Origin of the sequence: Salinibacter sp. (assembly GCF_036626415.1) — a bacterium.
Classification (GTDB): Bacteria; Bacteroidota; Rhodothermia; order Rhodothermales; family Salinibacteraceae; genus Salinibacter.
The window spans coordinates 1-22,706 of the sequence record NZ_JAZKRW010000039.1; the positions used below are offsets into that span (position 1 = coordinate 1).

At 63.4% G+C, this 22,706-nt stretch carries 21 protein-coding genes and 1 pseudogene; 9 read left to right on the forward strand and 13 right to left on the reverse strand.

What is annotated here, in order from left to right; translation table 11 throughout:
• Positions 1 to 478 precede the first annotated feature (478 nt).
• On the forward strand, positions 479 to 1,627 hold the full coding sequence (gene bshA, locus V5A20_RS06160) for an N-acetyl-alpha-D-glucosaminyl L-malate synthase BshA (RefSeq protein WP_332326923.1): 1,149 nt from the start codon (positions 479 to 481) through the stop codon (positions 1,625 to 1,627).
• Between the two features lie 9 nt (positions 1,628 to 1,636).
• Here bshA and V5A20_RS06165 read toward each other — a convergent pair whose 3' ends face one another.
• Positions 1,637 to 2,287 (reverse strand): MBL fold metallo-hydrolase, encoded by a 651-nt coding sequence (locus tag V5A20_RS06165; protein WP_332315377.1) that lies wholly within the window; start codon positions 2,285 to 2,287, stop codon positions 1,637 to 1,639.
• Between the two features lie 180 nt (positions 2,288 to 2,467).
• Here V5A20_RS06165 and V5A20_RS06170 point away from each other — a divergent pair, with 180 nt between their 5' ends.
• From V5A20_RS06170 to hpf, 7 genes and pseudogenes are all read left to right on the forward strand, one after another.
• The gene (locus tag V5A20_RS06170) at positions 2,468 to 3,901 is read left to right on the forward strand and encodes an LptF/LptG family permease (protein ID WP_332315376.1); all 1,434 of its coding nucleotides are present in this window, start codon (positions 2,468 to 2,470) and stop codon (positions 3,899 to 3,901) included.
• A gap of 54 nt (positions 3,902 to 3,955) precedes the next feature.
• Entirely contained in the window at positions 3,956 to 4,624 is a 669-nt protein-coding gene (rsmI, locus tag V5A20_RS06175; protein WP_332315375.1) for a 16S rRNA (cytidine(1402)-2'-O)-methyltransferase, read from the forward strand.
• A 120-nt stretch (positions 4,625 to 4,744) separates the two neighbouring features.
• Positions 4,745 to 5,347, forward strand: a complete 603-nt coding sequence (locus V5A20_RS06180; protein WP_332315374.1) for a TlpA family protein disulfide reductase — start codon at positions 4,745 to 4,747, stop codon at positions 5,345 to 5,347.
• A gap of 84 nt (positions 5,348 to 5,431) precedes the next feature.
• Positions 5,432 to 8,374, forward strand: coding sequence for a glycosyltransferase family 117 protein (locus V5A20_RS06185; protein WP_332315373.1), 2,943 nt, complete (start codon positions 5,432 to 5,434; stop codon positions 8,372 to 8,374).
• A 421-nt stretch (positions 8,375 to 8,795) separates the two neighbouring features.
• Positions 8,796 to 9,014 (forward strand): annotated as a pseudogene (locus tag V5A20_RS06190) (cold-shock protein); the annotation flags it as partial.
• 154 nt (positions 9,015 to 9,168) lie between these two features.
• Entirely contained in the window at positions 9,169 to 9,642 is a 474-nt protein-coding gene (gene ybeY / locus V5A20_RS06195) for an rRNA maturation RNase YbeY (RefSeq protein WP_332315372.1), read from the forward strand.
• A gap of 178 nt (positions 9,643 to 9,820) precedes the next feature.
• Complete coding sequence (gene hpf / locus V5A20_RS06200) at positions 9,821 to 10,141, forward strand: ribosome hibernation-promoting factor, HPF/YfiA family (protein ID WP_332315371.1); 321 nt, start codon at positions 9,821 to 9,823, stop codon at positions 10,139 to 10,141.
• A gap of 92 nt (positions 10,142 to 10,233) precedes the next feature.
• On the opposite strand, the gene metF is transcribed toward hpf, so the two are convergent.
• On the reverse strand, positions 10,234 to 11,193 hold the full coding sequence (gene metF, locus V5A20_RS06205; RefSeq protein WP_332315370.1) for a methylenetetrahydrofolate reductase [NAD(P)H]: 960 nt from the start codon (positions 11,191 to 11,193) through the stop codon (positions 10,234 to 10,236).
• Between the two features lie 92 nt (positions 11,194 to 11,285).
• On the opposite strand from metF, the gene V5A20_RS06210 reads away from it, so the two are divergent.
• Positions 11,286 to 11,897 carry a phosphorylase family protein gene (locus tag V5A20_RS06210; protein WP_332315369.1) on the forward strand — a complete coding sequence of 204 codons (612 nt, stop codon included), beginning with the start codon at positions 11,286 to 11,288 and terminating at the stop codon, positions 11,895 to 11,897.
• Between the two features lie 19 nt (positions 11,898 to 11,916).
• Here the strand turns inward: V5A20_RS06210 and V5A20_RS06215 are convergent, their stop codons facing one another.
• The 11 genes from V5A20_RS06215 to V5A20_RS06265 all read right to left on the reverse strand — a co-directional run.
• A complete protein-coding gene (locus V5A20_RS06215; protein ID WP_332315368.1) occupies positions 11,917 to 12,216 on the reverse strand; it encodes a hypothetical protein in 300 nt (99 codons plus the stop codon).
• Positions 12,217 to 12,371: 155 nt separating this feature from the next.
• The gene (locus V5A20_RS06220; protein ID WP_332315367.1) at positions 12,372 to 12,821 is read right to left on the reverse strand and encodes a cytochrome C oxidase subunit IV family protein; all 450 of its coding nucleotides are present in this window, start codon (positions 12,819 to 12,821) and stop codon (positions 12,372 to 12,374) included.
• 84 nt (positions 12,822 to 12,905) lie between these two features.
• Positions 12,906 to 13,604 carry a cytochrome c oxidase subunit 3 family protein gene (locus V5A20_RS06225; RefSeq protein WP_332315366.1) on the reverse strand — a complete coding sequence of 233 codons (699 nt, stop codon included), beginning with the start codon at positions 13,602 to 13,604 and terminating at the stop codon, positions 12,906 to 12,908.
• A 40-nt stretch (positions 13,605 to 13,644) separates the two neighbouring features.
• Positions 13,645 to 15,390 carry a cytochrome c oxidase subunit I gene (gene ctaD / locus V5A20_RS06230; protein WP_332315365.1) on the reverse strand — a complete coding sequence of 582 codons (1,746 nt, stop codon included), beginning with the start codon at positions 15,388 to 15,390 and terminating at the stop codon, positions 13,645 to 13,647.
• Positions 15,391 to 15,472: 82 nt separating this feature from the next.
• Entirely contained in the window at positions 15,473 to 16,420 is a 948-nt protein-coding gene (gene coxB / locus V5A20_RS06235; protein WP_332315364.1) for a cytochrome c oxidase subunit II, read from the reverse strand.
• Positions 16,421 to 16,535: 115 nt separating this feature from the next.
• Positions 16,536 to 17,291: a hypothetical protein gene (locus tag V5A20_RS06240; RefSeq protein ID WP_332315363.1), complete on the reverse strand. Its 756-nt coding sequence runs from the start codon at positions 17,289 to 17,291 to the stop codon at positions 16,536 to 16,538.
• 140 nt (positions 17,292 to 17,431) lie between these two features.
• Positions 17,432 to 18,694 carry a hypothetical protein gene (locus V5A20_RS06245; RefSeq protein WP_332315362.1) on the reverse strand — a complete coding sequence of 421 codons (1,263 nt, stop codon included), beginning with the start codon at positions 18,692 to 18,694 and terminating at the stop codon, positions 17,432 to 17,434.
• Between the two features lie 97 nt (positions 18,695 to 18,791).
• Complete coding sequence (locus V5A20_RS06250) at positions 18,792 to 19,442, reverse strand: c-type cytochrome (RefSeq protein WP_332326924.1); 651 nt, start codon at positions 19,440 to 19,442, stop codon at positions 18,792 to 18,794.
• Between the two features lie 53 nt (positions 19,443 to 19,495).
• On the reverse strand, positions 19,496 to 20,101 hold the full coding sequence (locus V5A20_RS06255; protein WP_332315360.1) for a DUF3341 domain-containing protein: 606 nt from the start codon (positions 20,099 to 20,101) through the stop codon (positions 19,496 to 19,498).
• Positions 20,102 to 20,155: 54 nt separating this feature from the next.
• Positions 20,156 to 21,589, reverse strand: coding sequence for an NrfD/PsrC family molybdoenzyme membrane anchor subunit (nrfD, locus tag V5A20_RS06260; RefSeq protein ID WP_442978385.1), 1,434 nt, complete (start codon positions 21,587 to 21,589; stop codon positions 20,156 to 20,158).
• A gap of 136 nt (positions 21,590 to 21,725) precedes the next feature.
• Positions 21,726 to 22,706: 4Fe-4S dicluster domain-containing protein (locus V5A20_RS06265; protein ID WP_332326925.1), on the reverse strand; the 981-nt coding region annotated here is incomplete at its 5' end.

A 22,706-nucleotide genomic window follows, 5' to 3' on the forward strand; every position in this document is an offset into this window, starting at 1 on the left:
AACTGGGCCTGGGCCGGAATGCTCGTGGCCCCGAGGAGGAGCAGGACCAGAAGACTAGAGTACGCAAGCTGCTTGGTAGACGTGTGCATAGGAGAATTGAGGTGTTTGGCGAGAATGTGCGAGTGCGGCAGCCCCCGGATCCGCCCGCTCATGGGTTGAGCTTCGGCAGACATCCTGTACGAGGAAAGGCGCAGCACAGAGCAGGAAAGTAACGGGGCCGCTGCAAAGTTCCCACCCCAGGTCGAGTCTCTTTCACCAGTCTCTCACATCCCAAACCCCCGGCCTTTTCAGGTCGGCACACCGAGGGGGCACACCCAGGCACAAACGCTCCGGGACGTTATAACTTCGTACTTAGAGCCGTGCTTCCCAGCCGTCTCCTGCAACCTCCACCCGGCAGGCAAGTAGACCCAAAGAGGTCATCAGGCCCCCGGCTCTCCTCCCACCCTTTTGCAACGCAAGTCCTCCATTGTCCCCTCCCATGAAAATTGGCATTACCTGTTATCCCACCTACGGCGGCAGTGGGGTCGTTGCCACCGAGCTCGGAAAAGCCCTCTCCGAGCGCGACCACGAGATCCACTTTATCGCGTCGGATCTCCCCTTTCGGCTCTCCCACGTGGCCGGCAACATCTTCTTCCACGAGGTCAATGTTCAGAGCTACCCGCTCTTTGACTATCCGCCGTACACGCTTTCGCTCACCAGCAAAATGGTGGACATCGCCAAGCACGTGGGGCTCGACCTTCTGCACGTGCACTACGCGCTCCCCCACGCGTCGAGCGCCGTGATGGCCCAGCAGATCTTAAACTCCGAAGACCTCGACCTGCCCGTCGTCACCACCCTCCACGGCACCGACATCACCCTCATTGGGCAAGACCCGTCGTTTGCCCCCGTCGTCACCTGGTCGATCAACGAGTCTGACGGCGTGACGGCCGTCTCCAGCTACCTCCGCCAGGAGACCTACGATCACTTCGAGATCACCCAGGACATTGAGGTCATTCCGAATTTCATCGACACCGACCGCTTCGTGCGGCAGGACAAGGAGCACTTCAAGCAGGCGCTCTGTCCGAACGGGGAGAAAGTAATTGTTCACGTCTCCAATTTCCGCCCCGTGAAGAACACCAATCAGGTCGTGGAGGTCTTCCATCGCTTGCAGAACGGGACCTCCAACGTGAAGCTGCTGCTGGTGGGCGACGGCCCCGATCGGGTGCCAACGGAGCGCAAGGCCCGAGAGCTTGGGGTGTACGAGGACGTGCGCTTCCTCGGCAAGCAGGACCCCATCGAGGAAATCCTGTCAATCGCCGATGTCTTCCTCATGCCGAGCGGCTCGGAGACCTTCGGGCTGGCGGCCCTGGAGGCCATGGCCTGCGAGGTGCCGGTCGTGGCCAGCGACGTGGGGGGGCTGCCGGAACTGATCGTGGACGGCGAGACCGGCTTCCTCTGCCCGCTCGACGACATCGACGAGCTCACCGAGTGCACCCAAACCCTCCTGACCGACGAAGCCCTCCACGACGAGATGGCCGCAGCGGCTCGCACCCGTGCGGTCGAGACGTTCGACATCGACCGGGTCGTGCCTCAGTACGAGAGCTACTACGAGCGCGTCCGAGCGGCGGCCCTTCCGTCCAGCGCCTAGCGCTCCCAACTACGCCCGGAGCGCCTCCTGCACGAACGGATTCTGCGCACGCTCCTGCCCGATGGTGGTCGGCGGGCCGTGGCCGGGATAGATCGCAACGTCGTCGCCAAGGGGGAGTAATGTCTCGGTGATCGAGTTGAGCAGCTGTGCACGGGAGGTTTCCGGAAGGCCCTGCGTGCGCCCGATCGAGTTCTGAAACAGGACGTCCCCCGTGAGGGCCTGTCGGCTCGGGCGGTGCACGAAGGAGATGGAGTCGGGCGAGTGGCCCGGCGTGTACAGGACCTCGAGCGTCACGTCGCCGAACGAAATGGCATCTCCCGCCGCAAGGTGGGTCGTAGGCACGGAGGGCGGATCGACCTCCACCCCGAACGCCGTGGCCTGCTCCTCCGCCCGTTCGATGAAGGGCACCGCGGCCTCGTGGGCCTGAAATCGCTGGCCGAACTGCTTCTCGAAAAACCGGCACCCGAAGATGTGGTCGACGTGCGCGTGGGTCAGAAGCAGGTGGCGCACCTCGAGGTCGTGCTCTTCGACGGTGTTCATCACCTGCTCGCACTCGGCCTCGGTCTCGCAGCTGGCGTCGACGAGCACGGCCTCCCCCTGGTCGTGGCAGAGGTAGCAGTTCGTCATGAAGGAACTGAAGGTAAACGGCTCGACCTGCATCCGGATCGTGGGGCCCTGATGGAAAAAACACGGAGGTGGCCTTCCCAATTCGTCTCCGTCCCCGAAGATCCAACGAGGCGCCTCGGCGTTTCTCCACCTCCCCGTCCCCCGAACACGCGATTCGTCCCCGGCGTTTATACGGCGCTTTGGGCGGGCTCTTCGCGAGGACCCTTTCTCTTCATGCTGCGGCGGCTTCACTGGATCGTCCTGCGTCGGCTGCCCGGCCCCTTCTTCGGGTGGCTCGGCACGCTCATGTTTCTGCTGCTGATGCAGTTTCTGATCCGGTGGCTGCCCGAGATTGCGGGCAAGGGCATCCCCCTCCCCGTGATCGTCGAGCTGATCGCCTACAACCTGGCGTACATGGTGGTGCTGGCGGTGCCGATGTCGGTGCTGCTGGCTGCCCTGATGGCGTTCGGCGAACTGGCCGAGTCGCAGTACTACACCGTCATCAAGAGCACCGGCATCTCCTTCGGCCAAATCGTGTGGCCGACACTCGTGGTGGCGGCCCTCCTCATGGGGGGCATGCTCTACTTCAACAACGTGATGCTGCCGGAGGCCAACCACCGGGCCCGCCAGCTCTGGAGCGACATCCGGGGCAAGCGGCCCGGCTTTGAACTCCAACCAGGGGTCTTCTACGAGGGCCTGGAGGACTACAGCATCCTCGTCGGGGACCGGCCCGCAGGCACCAACGAGCTAATCGACGTGACGATCTACGACTACACCCAGGGCCGAGACCGGCAGGCGGTCATCAAGGCCGAGCGGGGCGTGATCGAGTCGCGCGGCGAGGGCGCCCGCCTCACCCTGACGCTGCGGAACGGAGAGATGCACCGCCCCCTGCCCGCCGACGCCAACAACCGGGCGGAGCGGTACGAGCGCCTCGCCTTCGACCGCCACCGCATCCAATTTACCCTCTCGAACGCGGTCTTCCGCCGCTCGGAGTCGGACGAGACATCTCGTTCCACCCGGACCATGCGCACCCCGCAGTTGCTGGAGACCCTGGACTCCCTAAAGGCCCAACGGGCCTCCAAATACCAGACCCTGTACGAACGGGTCCAGGCCCGGATCTCACCGTCTCCCCCCGACTCGGCCGCCGCAGACACTTCGGCACCGCCCCCGGTTGCAACGACGCATTCGTCCCCCTACCTCGCCCTCGCCGATGTCGCCGACGACACACGCCGTTCGGTGGTGGCCCCGGCCATCCAGAACGCCCGGTCGGCCCAGTCTGCCCTTCAGAACACCCGGCGGGACACAGAGTGGCAGGGCCAGCGCATTCGGAGTTACCAGGTCGAGCTCTACAAAAAGTTTTCGATCGCCCTCGCCTGCTTCATCTTCATGTTCGTCGGGGCACCGCTGGGCCTTGCGCTCCGGCGGGGCGGACTCGCCACGACTGGGGCCGTCGCACTCGGCATCTTTATGTTTTACTGGATCACGCTCGTGCAGGGCGAAAAGCTGGCGGAGCGGGGCTTTTTTCCGCCGTGGCTGGGAATGTGGATCGCCAACCTCCTCATGTCCGGCGCGGGCCTCTGGTTGATCCTGTACGTCGTCCTGGACCTGGGCGCAACCCCTCCTCTCCGCCGGCGCCTCTGGGACTGGCTGCGATCCCTCCGGTCGTGAGCCGTCTTGCGGCGCTTCGCCCACCCCGTCTCTGCTTCCCCTTCCTCCCCGCCGATGCTCTACCTGGTGCCCACCCCGATTGGCAATCTGGACGACATCACGTTGCGTGCCCTGCGGGTGCTGCGAGAGGTGGACCTGATCGCCTGCGAGGACACCCGGACCTCCGGCCACCTTCTGGACCACCACGACGTAGACACCCCCACCACGAGCTACCACGAGCACAACGAGCGCGAGAAGACGCCCGAGCTGATCGCCCGCATGCGGGTGGGGCACGACGTCGCCCTCATCAGCGACGCCGGCTCGCCGGGCATCTCAGACCCCGGCTTCTACATCGCTCGTGCCTGCTGGAGGGAGGACATTGAGGTGCAGGCCTTGCCCGGCCCCACCGCCCTCATTCCGGCCCTCACCGCCAGCGCCCTGCCCAGCGACCGCTTCGTCTTCGAAGGCTTCCTGCCCAAGAAGCAGGGACGCCAGACCCGCCTCACAACGTTGGCGGATGAGCCACGCACCATCGTGATCTACGAGTCGCCGCACCGGCTGCTTCGCACCCTGGAGGACCTCATCGAACACTTTGGGGCCGACCGCAGGGCCGCCGTGGCCCGGGAGCTCACGAAAAAATACGAAGAAGTCGAACGGGGAACGCTCAAAGAGGTGCGGTCGTATTTCGCGGGGTATACGAAAGTACGTGGCGAATGCGTTGTCATGGTTGATGGGACGTCCTGAGCCCTCGAAGCATCCGTCCCGAACATCTCCTGGAGGTCCCCCCACTCTCGAAGCCCTTCACGTACCGGTTTCGATCATTCTGTGAGATCGTCCGTCCTCGTTCTTCTGAGTCTCGCCCTCATGGCGGTCGCCCCCGCCCACGCCCAGGAAGGGTCGGACGAATGTACGGTGGGCCAGCTGGAAATGGCCGACGCGTCGTCGTCCACGGCGTCCCCGACCGGGGGCCCCGACTCGTCCGCCACGCTGGCCAAGCGGTCAGCCGTTACCGACCCCCGTCCCGCCGTGTCGGTGTCCCCCACGACGGAGGCGGAAGCCTTCGTGCAGGACCGCGTCGAAGAGGACGGGCTCCACGTGGTCCACTTCTGGGCCCCCTGGTGCTCCAATTCTCGAAACGAGCTGGACAACGGCTGGGGCGGCCTCGTCGCAGACAACCCGGACGTCACGTTCACATTCGTTACCGTGTGGAACGACAACGAGAAAGGGACGGCGACGCTGAATGATTATAACCTTCCAGACCGGGTCGCCGAGGTCACACAGCCCGACCTCGGCTCCAGCGACAACGAGGAAAACCGACGCTATTCCTTTTTGGGGCTCCCGGTCACCTGGATTCCCTCCACCTGGATTTTCCACAGCAACGGGGAGCTCGCCTTCGCCATGAACTACGGCGAGATGGAGATGGACACCATTCAGCAGCTCCTCGACGCGACGAGCGCCGACTGGTAGTCCCCGTTCTCTGATCGATCACAGCGCTCCCTCTGTGTATTTTCATACTCTCGCGCTTCTCGACACTAGTGTTTTCTCCCTAGGATGAACCGGAAGAGGATCGACCGTCTTACCGCCGGGCTTGTCTTTCTCTGGGCGCTCGGCCTGTATCTGGCGACTGTTGCGCCAACCGTTTCGTTTTGGGACCCTGGGGAGCGCATCGCAAGTGTTTACACGCTGCAGGTGATGCACCCGCCGGGGGCCCCGTTCTACCTTCTCCTGGGCCGGCTCTTCTCCATGCTGGCGCCGTCGCAAGAAACGGTGGCCCTGGCCGTCAACCTGCTCTCGGTCTTGGCCAGCGCCGGAACCGTCCTGCTCGCCCATCTCATCATCGTCCGCCTCGTGCGGCGCTGGCAGGGCGATCGGAGTGAGCTGGACACGGCCCCCTACGCCATCTCCCTCGCCAGCGGGGTCGTCGGCGCCGTGGCCTTTTCGGTGAGCGACTCCTTCTGGTTCAACGCGGGCATCGCCGAGGTCTATGCCCTCTCCACGTTCTTTACGGCGCTGGTCGTGTGGCTCGTGCTGCGGTGGAGCAGCGCGGCGCGCGCCGAGGAGGCCCGGCAGGGGGGCAGCCCGCAGCCGTTCCAGCTCAATGCCAACCGCTACCTCGTCGTCATCGCCTTTCTTTTTGGCATGGCCACCGGGGTCCACCTCTTGAGCCTGCTGGCGTTCTTCTTCGTCGCCTTCATCGTCTTCTTCACCGAGTTTGACCGCGAGCACTGGACCTCCCGCCAGCGCTGGCTCCGCATCGTAGGCGCCGGGGCCGTCGCCTCCGCCCTCTTCTTCGCCATCTATCCCGGCATCATCGTGGGGATGCCGAGCCTCTTTGCCTCCGTCGGGGCTCCGTTTTTGACCGCAACCGTGCTCGCCCTCATCCTGGCCTACGGAATCTACGCCACCCACCGGCGCCGCATGCCGGTGGCCAACCTGGCGTTCATGTGCGTCACCGTCATCTTCATCGGCTACGCGTCGTACGCGCTCGTCTTCGTCCGGAGCGCGACCGACCCGCCGATCGACATGAACGACCCGGACACCATCGAGAACTTCATCTCGTACCTGGAGCGGGAGCAGTACGGGGACACGCCGCTCCTGCAGGGCGTCACGTTCAACGACGAGACCGGTCAGGTCAGCCGCCGCGATGGCGAGTCGACGCTGTTTCCCCGGCGCCACTCCGTAGACCCTCAGCACTGGAACGTCTACGAACGCTACGACTCCGACCTGGAGTTCTTTCTCGACTACCAGGTGGGCTACATGTACGTCCGCTACTTCCTCTGGAACTTCTCCGGGCGGGCGAGCGACGTGCAGGGCGCCCCCTGGATCACCGGCATCCCCGGGCTCGACCAGCACGCCAACACGCAATCGCTGGAGACCCCGAGCGAGAAGGAGTCGCGGAACGTGTACTTTGCACTTCCGCTTCTGCTGGGCCTGTTCGGCGCCTTCTACCACTTCGGCCGCGACTGGCGACGGGCGTTTAGCGTCTTCGTGCTGTTCTTCATCACGGGCATCGGCATCATCATCTACCTGAACCAGACGCCGATGCAGCCGCGCGAGCGGCACTATTCGTACGTCGGGAGCTTCTTTGCCTTTAGCCTCTGGATCGGCATCGGGGCCGGGGGGCTGATGCAGATGGCCTACGAGTCCGTCCGAGACTCCCTCTCCGGCGCTGCTCGACTGGTGCCGGCCCTCGGGGCGGGACTGCTCGTCTTCATGGCCGTCCCCGGATGGATGGCGCTGGAGAACTACGGCGACCACGACCGCTCCGAGAACTACGTGCCGCGCGACTACGCGCACAACATGCTTACGAGCGTCGAGGAGAACGGCATCCTGTTCACCAACGGCGACAACGACACCTATCCGCTCTGGTACCTACAGACCGTCGAGGGGGTGCGGAAGGACGTGCGGGTGGTCAACCTGTCACTGCTGAACACGAAGTGGTACGTGCGCCAGCTCAAAAATGAGACCGCGTACGAGTCCGAGCCCCTGCCCATTTCCCTATCGGAGGAGGAGATCGACCAGCTGGGCTACCGGCGTTGGAAGCCCAAACAAATGAAGCTGCCGGTGAACACCGACGCGCTTCAGTCCGAGCTCTCCGCCTACCTGCCCGACTCGGCCGGCGCCTCGCGCCTCGAGAGCCCCATGACCTGGGAGTTGAAGGGACGCCCGTTTCAGCAAGACACGCGCATCCTGCAGACTGCCGACGTGGTCACCTACGACATGCTGCGGACCAACGCGGGAAACGGGTGGCGCCGCCCGCTCTACTTTGCCGTGACGGTGGCCCGCTCCGGGCAGCTCAACCTCAACAACTACTTTCAGCTGGAGGGCCAGGCCTACCGCGTGCTTCCCATCAAGCACGATAACCCGCTCGGCCGAGTGATTCCGGGACTGACCGACCAACGCCTGGCGGACTTTCAGTTTACGAACCTCAACGACTCGACCGTCTACTACAACGAGAACGCACGGCGAATGGTGGACGGGTATCGCCTCCACTACTCCCATACGGCCGAGCAGTTGGGGCAGAAGGGCCATCCAGACACCGCCGAACGGCTCCTGTCCGACTTCACGGAGGCCGTTCCGTTTACCACCATTCCGGCCGACATGCAGACCCTCTTCTTCACGGCCCAGGCCTACCAGAGCCTGGGCAGGACCGACAAGGTGGCCGCCCTGTTGACCGACGCCGAGCCGATGGTCCTCGCCCAGCTTCGGTCGTCAAGCTCTCGGCGTCGGTTCAGTCGCGCCCTTCAGTATGCGGGCCGGATACGGTCTTCGTACCTGAAGGCCAATCAGACGAACGCCGTACAGGCCTTCGACCAAAAAATCGAGCAGGTCCTGGCCGAAGTGCCGTTCCAGGTCCCTGCCCGGCTCCGCCAGGCGTACGGCCTTGCCAGCGACTCGGTACGCGAGCCGTCTCAGATGCCTGCGATGCCGGGCGCTCCCCCCGACGCCCCATCTCAGCCCTCCGGCCAGCCCTCTCCACCTCCCAATGAGTAAAAAATAGGAGCGTGCCTCCGTCTCGTACCCGTCGTGACCCTTGCCGTGGGACAACGCCACGCCATCGTTTCGGATAGCGTGGGCCGGGTGCCTTGTTTTCTGTAGCCGTATTCCCCCGTTCCGGAAATCCCCCTTTTCCTTGACAGAGGGACCAACCCAAATTATATTTAGCGCAGATTATATTTAGCGGCAGTCTCACATTGTAGCGCACTTCGTCAACCGTGCGAGGCCTTATAGATGTGGAGTCACGGATGACCGCTTTTTAATCACGTCGGCGCCCGCCTTGCATTTCACGAAGTGCCCGTCAAGGGTTTGACGAAGGCCATTGTTGTTCCGCGCGACTTCTTTCCCAAGCACGACTTCTCCCCCAAGACCGTCACATCTCTTGGGACGACCCAGTCACTGTGATTGAATCGATGCTATGAAGACAAGTACGGTCAAGTGGTTTGACGCCAAGAAAGGGTATGGGTTTATCCACCACCCCGGCGACGGCGAGGACGTCTTCGTTCACTACTCGAACATTCAGTCGGACGAGGACTACAAAACACTGAAGAGCGATCAGCACGTCCGATTTGAGATGAACGACGGGCCCAAGGGCTTACACGCCCTCGAGGTGATGCCCTTGGACGAGGAGGACGCTTCTTCTCCGAACACTGAGGAAGAGGCGGGGCTCGCGCCCGCGGACGTGGATCCCACGGCTACGGTCGACCCCTCCCCGTCCGGCAATGAGTCCTCTTCGGACTCTTCGTGGTAGCCTCCCCCCGACGCTTCTTCTCCACGCCCCGTCCGGCCCTGTGCCCGCCGAATACCCAGAGGCTCTTTCGATTGAACAGGATCATCCCTCCCGTCGACTCGACGCGGAGACCCTTCGGCGACTCATCCACCACGTGGTGGCCGCGGAAGAAACCACGCTGGTTCACTTGAGTCTGGTGCTTACCGACCACGACACGGTTCGTCGCCTGAATCAGTCATATCTCGACCACGACTACGACACGGACGTCCTGTCCTTCTCGCTCCAAGAGGGGCCAGCCCCCACCGCCTCTCCAGACGAAGACGGAATCGAAGGAGAGGTGTACGTAGACTTGGACACGGCGGCCGAGCGCCACGACGAGTTCGACACGTCGTTCGAACGGGAGGCCTGCCGGTACGTCGTTCATGGCCTCCTGCACCTCGTTGGGTACGACGACGCAAAGCCGGCAGGGCAGGCCGCGATGCGGGCGAACGAAGATCGGTACCTTGATGCGGTCTTGTCGGCGCCGTCCTCGTGACACGGGCGCCTACCACGCCCCTGCGGCCGCAGCAATCCGGAGCGCGGTCCGGAATCCATCGCCGACCGCGCTCGTGGAACTATTCCCTGCGTCCCGAAATGTGACGTATCGCTTTGGGCATCGCGGGGAGCGGTGGGGGCTCGTCTCGTCTACCCATTCACAACACAGGGATCGCCTTATGGCCTTCCAGACCCAGATCACGACGCGCCACGTTGACGTGAGCGATCGCGTCCGCGAACATGCCCGCGACCGAACCGCCAAGCTGGAACAGTTCTACGACGGGATCACCGGCGCACACGTCATCCTCGGGAAGGACAATTCTCCCGCCGAAAACAAGACAGCCTCAATCAACATCGACGTGTATCAGAAGCGCCTCTCGGCCGAAGACTCGGCAAGCAGTCACGAACAGGCGGTCAACTTGTGCGTCGATCACCTGCGCCGACAGCTCGAAAAGTACAAGGCCAAGCTCCGGAGCAAAGACAAGGACGCCCACCGATAGCGCCCGCTTCATTCCAGCATCCCAACGGGCCCGGCACCGGCCTTCCCGGCGCTGGGCCCGTTTTCATTGTGGCTCTTTGTGGAGGCGCTCGTCTACGCCACCTCTTCGTGCATGGGCTCGACGACCTTCTTGACCGTGTCCGCGCTCGACATAATGTAGAAGTGGATGCACGGCACGCCCGCCTCCATTAGTTCTTGGGCCTGCCGGATCGCCCATTCGACCCCAATCTGTTCTACGTCGTCGGGATCGGCCGCGTCCACCTCCGCGGCGAGTTCTTCGGGGATCTCCGTGTGGAAATACTTCGGCAGAAGACGGAGGTGGCGCTTGCGTTTCAGAATCTTGAGTCCGGGCACAATGGGCACCTCAATGCCGACCTCCCGGCACTTGTCGACGAAGTTGAAGAAATACTCGTTGTCGAAGAACATCTGCGTCACGATGTAGTCGGCCCCGGCGTCCACCTTCTCTTTGAGACGCATGATGTCCCAGGCCAAGTTTGGGGCTTCGAAGTGCGTTTCCGGATACCCCCCCACGCCCACGCAGAAGTCCGTCGGCTCGGCGTTCATCATGTCCTCCAGGTACGTCCCCTCGTTCATGTCCTGGATCTGTCGCACAAGGTCGGCGGCGTACTCGTTGCGCGACCGGTTGCCCGAGATCGATTTCTCGTAGCCATTGTCGTCCCCCCGGATGCCCAGCACATTCTCAACCCCGAGGTAATTGAGTTCGATGAGGGCATCCTCCGTCTCCTCGCGCGTGAAGCCCTTGCAGAGGAGGTGCGGGACCGTATCGATGTCAAACCGCGCCTCGATGGCGGCGCAGAGCCCAATCGTTCCGGGCCGCTTCCGCTTCACGCACCGGGACCAGGTCCCATCGTCCTGTTGTTTGTACTCCACCTCCGCCGAGTGGCTGGTCACGTCGATGAACGGGGGATCGTACGGCATAAGCTCCTCGACCACCCCCAAAATTTGGTCGGCGGACCCGCCCCGCTTGGGGGGAATGATCTCGTAGGAAATCAGCGGCTCCGATGCGCGATCAAAATGCTCGGTAACCTTCATGCAGTCCGTGATATTCGTTTGCAGAGTTGCTTGATTGTGTGCAGGCGTCTCTCAACGCCACCCGTCATACTTTCCAAAATCCGGGGTGTTCGATGCTTGGAGTTATCTTTTCTACACCTAGTGAAGCAGCCCCCTTCGTTGAGAAACATGTCGGAGACCGGCTCGGGACGCTGAAAGAGGGCGCGCACCTAGAGACCGAGGCGGTCGTCGCCACCGTGGTCGGCCCTGGCAAGATCAAGGCCGCCCTCGGGACCGAGCGCCTTCTCCACGAGCACGATATCGACACGCTTGTGCATGCAGGCGGAGCCACCGCGCTCGCCGACGACCTTGAGGTCGGGACTGTGGTGGGCGCAGCATTCGTTTTGGAAGGCGACCGCGTGGAACTTGAGGCGCCCGACTATCCCCGCATGCCGCTCGACCTTCCCTTCGACCTCACCACCGAAGGGACACTCGTCTCTCAAGACCACGTGCGCGAGGACGCGGACGAGCCGGGCTACTGGGAGCGCATCGCAGACATGCGGGACGCCACCGGCTACGCCGTGGCTTACGTAGCGGCCCAGCACGGCACCGCCTGCCACATCGCAAAGGGGATCACTGGGCGAGCGGGAGCCGAGACCGGCTCGGACACAGAGCGGCACGGCGCCCATGAGGCCGTCGCTGCGTTTCTCGAACGACACGTGGCCCCAGGCGCGTCCGGTTCGTAGCGCTTCCAACCGGCCCCGTTCAGTTGCGACGGGTCCGCAGGTCCTCGCGCCAGGCCTCCGGGATGCCATCGGATCGTCCCCACACGTACTCGCGGTGATCGCCCTCGCCCCGATGGGCCCGCCGCCGGTCGGCCCGGATTTCGCGCACCCCGACCGATACCCGGTTCCCTTCCGCCGTGGCTCGCTCCCGCTGTACAACCGGATGCTCGCGGAAGGGACGCGGATGTTCGGGATTGTACAATCGGTACACCATCGTGCCCGCCCACACCAGCAGCGCAAAGAACGTAACCCCAACAAGTCCGGCGAACAAGACAATCATGGGCGGTAGAAACCCCGTATGATCGAAACGAAACCGAAGCGTCAACGGGTCATCGCCTTCCTTGAAATTGTGTGACCATCATACCCCAAAGGTCCGGAAAAGTTCGTGCCCGTCGTGTCACATATCTCCGCGTCCGGGTGGGGGCCCCGTCGTCCCTACGAGCCACCGTCGGACTCCATGCTCGCCCCTCGATTCTGATCCGGATAGTCCGATGGGGCAATGCGCAATGAGTCTGCCGGAATCGCGTCCTGGCGCTGCTGAGCACGCTCTTCTTCGGCCTGAATTTCCTGCACCGTCTGCGCATTCACGTTTCCCAGGTCGCCCCGGAACGCCGTGTCGAGCAGCGTGATGGTGACGAACACGAGGACGAAGATCGTCCCGATCGTGAAGGTGAGAGCGTTGACCGGATTGTCGTATTTCAAGTGCATGAAGAAGAGGACCACGAGGGTGGCCTTCATGCCCGCAATTCCGAGGGCCACAGGCACGGTCAGGGGCCCGAGAGGGACGTAGGCAACCCCAACCGTCAGGCCGGTCAGGACGATGAGCGCCCCGAACACTTTTAACAGGACAGATTTCGGAACGATGTGTGGGCCGTCGTGAGCCATAAACGCGGAGCGGGCTTCAAAAACTCGATGGGGCGGTGCAGCGACCGCAGGCAGGGGTGGGGCCCTCTCAAGGCCCTACCGTCCCTAGATGAGGTACAGCAGCGGAAAGAGAAAAATCCAGACGATGTCGACGAGGTGCCAGTAGAGCCCCGTCAGCTCCACGGGCGTGTACCATTCGCTACTAAACGATCCGCGCCACGCCATGATCGCAAGCGCGCCGATGACGATCATGCCGATCACGACGTGCACCCCGTGGATGCCCGTCATCACGAAATAGATGCTGAAAAACTGCGGGGCCATCGCCATGTCCGCCAGGTGCTCATAGTGAGCGCCGTGGGGGTCGAATGCCCCACCGGGAAAGACCCCGTGCTCAAACTTGGCCGTGTACTCAAAATACTTGACCACCATGAAGCCGCCCGCCAGCCCGAGGGTCCCCAAAAGGTAGTAGATGCACTGCTTCACCTTGTCCTGCTTGATGGCGTGGATGGAGAAGGCCACCGTCAGGGACGAGGTGAGGAGCACGACGGTGTTGAGCGCTCCCATCGTTTGGTTGAGCGTTCCACTGGCCGCCGCAAACACGTCGGGGTTCCACTGCCGAAAGACGGCGTAGGCGACGAACATGCCGCTGAACAGGAGCACCTCGGTGATGAGAAACACCCACATCCCGAGCTTCGCCGAGTCAAACTGCTGCTCCGACGAGACGAAGTGGTGCTCTAGGTGCTCTGGGCGAGGGTCGTGCTCGGCCTCCGTCTCGGTGGGGGCCGGGGCTGTTTCCGTTGCCATGGGTCAGGGGGTCTCGTGAGACAAGACGTGGGACCGCGACCTACGCACGGGTCGATTCCGCGGTCTCCTTCTCGGACGGAGCAGAGGGGGCCGGCTCCGGAATTTGGGGCACATCGTCGCGGAGGGCCTCTCCGTCCCCGCCGCCGAACACTTCGTCGGCGAGGTGGAAGTCGTACGGGCCCCGCGTTACAAGGGGCGTCCGCTCAAAGTTGTGGTGGATCGGAACGGCCGTGGTGTTGGTCCACTCGAGCGTGGCCGCACCCCACGGATTGGCCGGGGCCTTTTCTCCGTACGCGAGGGACCAGAGGGCGTATCCCAGGATCAGGAAGAGGCCCAGCCCCAGAATCTGGGACCCGACGGTCGAAAGCTCGTGCAGGCCTGTGAAGCGCTCCGCGTAGTTCGCGTAGCGCCGGGGCATCCCACGCGACCCGAGCACCAGCTGCGGGAAGAAGGTCAGGTTGAACCCAACGAAGACGAGGCCGGCCGCAATTTTGGCAAGCGTCTCGTTGTACATGCGCCCCGTAATCTTCGGCCACCAGTAGTGCATGCCGCCCAGGAGCGCCACCACGGACCCGCCCATCATGACGTAGTGGAAGTGCCCCACGACATAGTAGGTGTCGTGCAGGTGCACGTCCACCGAGAGCACACCTACCATAATGCCCGTGAAGCCGCCGATCGTAAACATGAACAGGAAGCCCAGCGCGTACAGCATCGGGGTCTGCAACCAGATGGACCCCTTGTACAAGGTCGCCACCCAGTTAAAGACCTTGATGCCGGACGGGATGCCGATGAGGTACGTGATGAGCGAAAAGACGATGGACGAAATGGCGGACTGGCCACTCACGAACATGTGGTGCCCCCAGACCAGAAAGCCGAGCATGGCGATCGCGACCGACGAGAGGGCGATGGCCCGGTACCCGAAGATCCGCGAGCGGGAGAAGGTCGCAATCAGCTCCGACAGGATGCCGAAGGCCGGCAGAATCATGATGTAGACCGCCGGGTGGCTGTAGAACCAGAAGAAGTGCTGAAACAGCACGGGGTCGCCCCCGAGGGCCGGGTCGAAGATCCCGATCTGGAGCGTCTGCTCCAGAATGAGGAGCACCATGGTGATGCCGATAACCGGGGTCGCCAGCACCTGCACGATGCTCGTGGCGTACATGCCCCACACGAAGAGGGGCAGGCGATTCCAGGTCATGCCCGGCGCCCGCATCTTGTGGATCGTGACGATGAAGTTCAGCCCCGTAAAGATGTTGGCGAAGCCGGCGACGAAGATGGCCGACGTCATCCAGAGCACCCCGCCGCCGGTGGACGAAGAGTACGGGGTGTAGAACGTCCACCCCGTGTCCACCCCGCCCGTCAGAAGGGCCGTAACCGTCAGGACGGCTCCGGCCAGGTAGACGTACCACGAGGCGAGGTTGAGCCGCGGAAACGCCACGTCCTTCGCCCCGATTTGGAGGGGCAATACGAAGTTGCCCAGGATGGCCGGAATGGACGGCACCAGGAAGAGAAAGACCATCAGGATGCCGTGCATCGTGAACACCTGATTGTAGGTGTCATTGGCCATCAGGGTCTCATCGGGGGCCGACAGTTCAGCCCGCATGAGCAGCGCCAGCACCCCCGCCACGAGGAAGACCGTGGCCAGAGAGATACAGTAGAGAACCCCAATGCGCTTGTGGTCTTTCGTCGTCAGCCACGACCAGATGCTCGTCTCGTGGTTGAGGTAGTTGGTTTCCTCCTCATGAGGCCCTGCCTGTTCGACCGGGGCATTTTGCGTGGTCGTACTCATAGCGTCTCAGTCTGGTGTGTGACAAACGTACACGGCAGAAAGGAGCGCCGGGGCCTCGGCGTCCCCTAACGGACTCTCGCCATTACTCTTCGGGCAGTTCCTTGTCGCTCTTCTCCTTCATGAACTCAATGAGGCCGGACACCTCACGCTCCGAAAGATTGGAGTACGACGGCATCACATTCTGGTAGCCTTCCACCACCTTCGCCCCCGATTGCAGAATGGATTCTCGAAGGTAGTTCGCATCCGCCGTAACCGTCGATCCGTCGGCCATTTGGTGGTTGGTTTTGCCGTAGAGGCCCTTCCAGGTGGGCCCCACCATGTCGGAGCCGTCCAGGCTGTGACAGCCCTGACAGCCCTGCTGTGTGTAGAGCTTCTCCCCCAACTCTGGCAGCGGGATGTCGTCCGGCGTGCCGGCGCTCTCTAGCCAGTCGTCAAACCGGGCACGCGACACGACCTTTACGTCCGCGTCCATCTCGGAGTGGTTTCGGCCACAATACTCGGTGCAGAACAGGTCATACGTCCCCTCTTTGGTGGCCTCAAACCACACCGACGTATAGCGATTCGGGAGCACGTCCTGCTTGACCCGAAATGCCGGAACGTAAAAGCTGTGGATGACGTCCTGGCTGCTCATGGTCGTCTTCACCGGCTCATCGGCCGGCACGTACAGGGTGTCCGTCGTAACCCCGTTGGGGTACTCGAACGACCACCCCCACGACCGTGCCTGAACCTGAATCTCGTACGCGTTTTCCGGGATCGTCTTCTGCGCCACAAACGACTTGAACCCCCAGTTAAAGACGAGCAGGACCAGAATCGTGGGGATCACAATCCAGGAGATCTCCAGCAGCTGGCTCTCCTTGACGGGAGTGGGCCGCTCGGCGGGGTCCTGACGGCGATACCGGTACATAAACCAGAGCATCGCCGCGACCACGCCAACAAGGAGAACCGCGCTGACGACGTTTACGAAGGTAAAGAGGCTGTCAATCTCCGACGCCATCTTGGACGCCGCTTCGGGAAGCCAAAAATCACCCATGTCGTGATTGGTCGTTGGTGGAGACGAATCGCTGCCTTGTTTCAGTGGAACGGCCGGTGGGCCTCTGCCCCCTCTCAGGAATGGCCCTTGGGGCTCGTGTCCATCGTCCAGCCCCCTATTCTGATGGTTGCTCTGATGATTGCCGCTGCCGGTACTCTTCCGTCGCGATGAGGTCCATGGCGCGATCAATCGGAATCCGATAGGTGCCCGCCTCCTCATCCACGACGCCGTACTGCTGCAACTGTTGCGCGGCCTCCGTCTCGGCCTGCTGAATGTCGCGGTACTGCGTCCGCTCGGCGGCCGTGCGCTCTTGGCTCTGGCTCACCTGCCCGAACCAGCCGAACAGAATGGCGACGGCAACCAGAACGACGGTGATAATCGAGGCCGAGATGCCCATAATCTGGCTCGCCGCAACCCCCTCGTACGCCACACCGCGCTCCTTCTCCTTCTCAACCTGGTCTTCGAAGTCGAAGGGCTCGACGGTGGCCTCCTGTCGGGCGGCGCGCGCGAGCTCCGTCACCGGCTCTTCATCGGACGCATCGGAGTGGCCTTGCTCGGCGTTTGCCTCCGTGGTCGCGACAAAACTCTCCACGGGACTGGGCCCGCCCCACTCGCCCTCAATCTCAGGGAGCACACGCCAGAAGAACGTCTGCCCGTCCGTGGGAAACTGGTTGCCCACCGTCACCGCTGTCTTGTCGCCCACCTCGGCATCCAGGACAAGCGCGTCGAAGCGCGCCGTCTCGGCCACCTGCAGGCGGTATGCCTCGCCTCCCTCAACAGCGGACCAGACGAACACCGCCTCGTCCCCGTTAACCGAAACGGCGTCTACAGGCGTAATCAGTGACGGTGATGGGGCGTCGTCGGAAGCCATGTGTCGTGGGCGGTAATTGCACTACTGCATCGGTATGAACGCAGGGGGATCGGAAGAGGGTCACCACACCGGGTGAAATCACCGGGAAAGCCCATTCGTTCCGCTCCCGGCTTCGGGCAGACAAGCCTGCGTCTCGCGCACTACATGTTCTCAAACTGGAGCGAGTCGCTCAGGGACGGATGCCCCTGCGGCACCAGGGGGTGCCGACTGAGCCGGTACATCATCCCCCCAGCGAAGATGCCCGTCAGCCCCAGCCAGCACGTAAAGTCGAGCCAGTGAAAGCCGCCGCTTTCTCGAAGCACCGGAAGCACCACCCAGTGCAGGTCAAACCAGTGCATGCCGAGCAGCCACACAGACAACACGGCCATCACCGGGGCGGCTCGCTTCGTCGCCTGGGGCAGCAGAATTACGAACGGGAGCAGAAAGTGGAAAACCACGAGGGCGGCACTGTGCCAGGCCCATCCTCCCTGGAGCCGGTGCTGGAACCACACCGTCTCTTCCGGGATGCCGCCGTACCAGTACAGCATGTACTGGCTGAACGCAATGTACGCCCAGAAGATGACGAAGCCGAAGAGGTACTTGCCCAGGTCGTGGTAGTGCTCCGGCGTGATGACGCCCTGAAGCAGCCCCCCGGTTCGCTGCAGCAGGAGTGCAACGAGCGTGATCGCAGCGACGGCCCCGAGGGCCCCTCCCGCAAAGAAGTAGATGCCGAAAATGGTCGAGAACCAGTGCGGGTCGGTGGACATCAAGATGTCGTAGCTCGCGAAGGCCGTGGTCACCGCCAGGACCGGGAGCCCCCAGGCACTGGTGCTCCGCAGGGCCGCCGGGATCTCGGGGTCCGGGGTCACGTCCTGCCGCAGCGAGAGGGTGTAGAAGCGGTACGAGACGAACGTCCACACCGCAAAGTACACCACCATCCGGGCCGACCAGAACGGGACGTTGAGGTACGCCCGCTTCCCCGCCAGAATTTCGTCGTACTGAGGGCTGTTCGGGTCGTACAGCTCGGCATGCGTCCAGTGATACAGGTCGTGCATGCCGAACAGCAACGGCAGCCCCAGCAGGAAGAGCAACGGAAACGCCCACACCAGGGCCTCATTGATCCGGTTCACGACCACGCTCCAGTGCGCCCGCGTGAGGTGGTTGAACACAAGAAAGAAGAGCCCCCCCAGGGCCGTGGTCAGCAGGAAGGACCACCCCGTGAGGTAGGCGAAGAAGAAGTCGTCCGGGCTGTCCCAGAGGCCCAGCAGGCTGATCGCCAAGAGGGAAAGCCCCAGCGCGAATGGCACGAGCCAGGCGCGCCGGTCCCCCACAAATCGGTAGGCCCGAGTCGCGGCGTCGCTCGTGGGCTGGACCGGATCCACCAGCCACTTCAACAGGGAGCTTCGATCGATTGAATCGGGCATGGCATCGAAAAGTCAGTTCGGAGCCACAAGGGCCCGGCGAAAGAATGAGTGGCGAGTGCGGAGGGCGGAGCGGCCCCGCGGGCTGTCACGCGGAGGCCTACTCGGTGCCGGCCTGAGCCGTGGCGCCGCCCTCAGCCTCAGCGCCCAGGTCGGCCCGCTGCCCCGGCGGCAGATCGTCGGGCGAGGCATTTTGGCTGCGCTGCAGGGCGCGGACGTACGCGACGATGGCCCAGCGGTCCATCACAGACACCTTTTGTCCGTAGGACGGCATGTTGCGCACGCCGTTCGCGATCACATCGTACAGGTAGCCGTCCGGCGACTCCCGGAGCCGGTCGATGTGATAGCTGGAGGCCGGGGTGTACCCGTAGTCCCCCCGCATGATCACCCCGTTGCCGGCCCCGGTTTTTCCGTGGCAGACCGTACAGTGGATCTCGTACTGATCCCGTCCCCGCTCCAGGACCTTCCGGTTGATGGCGATCGGAATCTGATCGACATAATCGCCGTCCGCGGCGCGGCCCTGGTAGAGGGCGGAGCTGTCGCGGAGCTCGCCCCGCGGCACCGTGCCCCGAACCGGCGCCCGCATGGCGGCCCGGTCCTCAAAGAACGGATTTTCTTCCTGCGGCCCAAACTTGGGCTGGAAGTCCATGTCCAGGTTCATATGGAAGGGGGGGTTGTCCGACTGAGTGCCCCGGCACCCGGCCAGGAGCAGGGCACCGAGCATCAGGCCGGTAACGAACAGGCGTCGCATTGGTCAGGCAGACAAGTCGAGGAAGAATGCAGGCGGAACGGGCCGATGCGCGGTCACGCATCGACCGTGCCGTCGTCTTTGACCAGCTCAAGGTGACGCGCCCCAAGGCGCTGAAGCATCGCAGCGCTGTCCTCCACGTCAAACTCATCGTCGCTGGCCGCAATGTGCAGGAAGAACCGATCGTCCGACGCCCCCTTGAAGCGGTCGGAGTAGAACAGGGGATTGTAGGGACGCGGCAGACCATTCAGCGCGAACATGCCCGCCACGGCCCCGAACGCCGCGAACAGCACCGTCAACTCAAACATGATGGGCACCGACGGCTCCACGGCAAAGAACGGCTTGCCGCTAATGTTGAGGGGATAGTCGACCGCGGCCGTCCACCACTGCAGGAGGTAGGCGACCACACACCCCGTCACCCCGCCAAAGAACGCAAGCACGCCGACCCCGGTCGCGTTGCCCAGCCCCATCGCCTCGTCCATCCCGTGGATCGGAAACGGGCTGTGCGTGTCGAAGTGGCGGTAGCCCTCTTCCCGAACCGTCTCGGCGGCGTGCAGCAGCGCGCCCGGGTCCGGAAACTCGGCGAGCAGGCCGTGGATCTGGTCGGCGTCACTCTCAAAGATCCCCGCCTGGGCCTTCAGGTCTTGCAGGAGCGTGGACATGGTGTCGCGCGGTGCTCGATGAAAACAACGATGAGGGGGGCAGGGCCGCTCCGTTTAGTCAGGGGCCTCAGCGTCATTGCTGCGGTACGCCTCGGCCAGGGCCGGCTCGGCCGGCTTGATGTACGGCTCGCCATCGCCTTCGGCGTGCCCGTTGCCTTCGTGCTCGTGGTAGTGCGGGTCGGCCTGGGGCATGACCCCCTTCACCTCCGCCATCGCCACCATCGGCACAAACCGAAGGAAGAGCAGAAACAGCGTGAGGAAGAGCCCAAACGACCCCACGAACGTGCCGATGTCGACCCAGGTGGCCGTGAAGTAGCCCCAGGAGCTCGGCAGGAAGTCGCGGTGCAGCGACGTGATCGTAATCACGAACCGCTCGAACCACATTCCAATGTTGACGACGATCGACAGGGCAAACATGACCGGGATCGACCGCCGGAGCCGCTTCGACCAGAAGAGCTGCGGGGTGATGAGGTTGCAGGTCATCATGATCCAGTACGCCCAGGCGTAGGGCCCAAAGGCGCGGTTGAGGAAGGCGTACTGCTCGTACTCGACCCCCGAGTACCAGGCCATGAAAAACTCCGTGATGTAGGCAAAGCCCACGATCGACCCCGTCACCAGGATGATGATGTTCATCTTCTCCAGGTGGTCGATCGTGATCAGGTTCTTGAGGCCGTACACCTCCCGGGTAATCACCATCAGGGTGACCACCATGGCGAAGCCGGAGAAAATGGCCCCGGCCACGAAGTAAGGGGGAAAGATCGTCGTGTGCCACCCCGGGATGACCGACACCGCAAAGTCAAACGACACGACCGAGTGGACCGACAGCACAAGCGGCGTGGCGAGGCCTGCGAGCAACAAGTAGGCCTTCTCGTAGTTGCGCCAGTGGCGGTTCGAGCCCGTCCACCCCAGCGAGAAGAAGGCGAGAATGCGCTGGCGCCAAAAGTTTTTGGCCCGGTCGCGGAGCGTGGCAAGATCCGGCACCAGCCCCACGTACCAGAAGAGCAGCGAGACGAGGAAGTAGCTCGAGACCGCAAACACGTCCCAGAGCAGCGGGCTCTTGAACTGCGGCCACATGGCCATCTGGTTCGGAATCGGGAGCGTCCAGTAGATGGCCCACACGCGCCCGACGTGGAAGGTCGGCCAGATGAGGGCACAAATCACCGCGAAGATCGTCATCGCCTCCGCGGCCCGGTTGATGGCCGTCCGCCAGTGCTGGCGGAACAGGTAGAGGATCGCGGAGATCAGCGTCCCGGCGTGGCCGATCCCCACCCAGAACACAAAGTTGACGATCGGCCAGCCCCACCCGACGGGCTGATTGTTGCCCCACACCCCGATGCCGTTCCATACCACGTAGGCGAGCAGTCCGACCAAAAGGAGCGCCCCGGACAGCGACACGCCGAAGGCCACGTACCACGCCAGCGGGGCCTTCTTCTCTGCGTGCCGCGACACCATCTCCGTGATGTCGTGGAACGACAGGTTGCCCTTCACGAGACGGTCCGGGTCGGCCGCGCCATCCCCAGCGGGCGACGGGGGCGACTCAGACGGGTCCGTTGGAAGCTTCTTGGAAGTCTCCACAAATGGGTCGGGTCAATTCGACGAGTGTGTACAAGCGGCGGCCCCGAGGCTAGGCCTCAGCGGGCGCCTCCCGCTCCGACTCGGTATTGGAAAGCGCCTCCTCCAGGCGGGAATTCGTGTTGCGCACACGACCGAGGTAGGAGAGGCGGGGCTTCGTGTTCAAGTAGGACAGCAGCTCGTAGCGGCGCGGGTTCTTCTTCTCCTCCACCACGTCGCTCTCGGGATTGTTGAGGTCCCCGAACGTGATGGCGTCCGTCGGGCACGCCTCCTGGCAGGCCGTCTCGACCTCGTTGGGCCGCAGGTCGCGATCCTCGTTGTCCGCCTCCTGCTGGTGCTTCCGGATGCGCTGGACGCACCACGTGCACTTCTCCATGACGCCCCGGTTGCGCACGGTCACGTCGGGGTTCTGCGCCATCTGCACCTCCGTCGGCAGCGTCTTGGTCCAGTCGTAAAAGTTGAAGCGCCGGACCTTGTAGGGGCAGTTGTTCTGGCAGTAGCGCGTGCCGATGCAGCGGTTGTACACCATCTGGTTGGTGCCGTCCGGCGAGTGGACCGTCGCCGCCACCGGACAGACGGACTCGCACGGGGCGTTCTCGCAGTGCTGGCACATGACCGGCTGCGTGAGCATCTCGGGGCTGTCGTCCCCCTCCTCTTCGCTTACATAGTAGCGGTCGTTTCGAATCCAGTACATGTGCCGCCCATTGCTCACCTCCTCCTTGCCCACCACCTGGACGTTGTTTTCGCTCGTGCAGGCCACCACACAGGCGTTGCAGCCCGTGCAGGTGTTGAGGTCCACGGTCATCCCCCACTGGTTCTGGTAGTAGGGGTTGTTCTTCATCGCCTCCTGGTCCTTGGGGTGGTCCTCCTCCCACATCATGGGGTATTCTCGCTGCCGCTCGCCTGCCGGCCCCGTGTCGCCACCCTCGTGCTGCCCGCCGTCCTCTCCCGTCGCGCCGTCGCCCCCGTGAGCAGCCTGCTCGGGCATGTCGTCCGCGGCATGGGCATCGGCCCCCGGCCCCGCTTCTAGCCC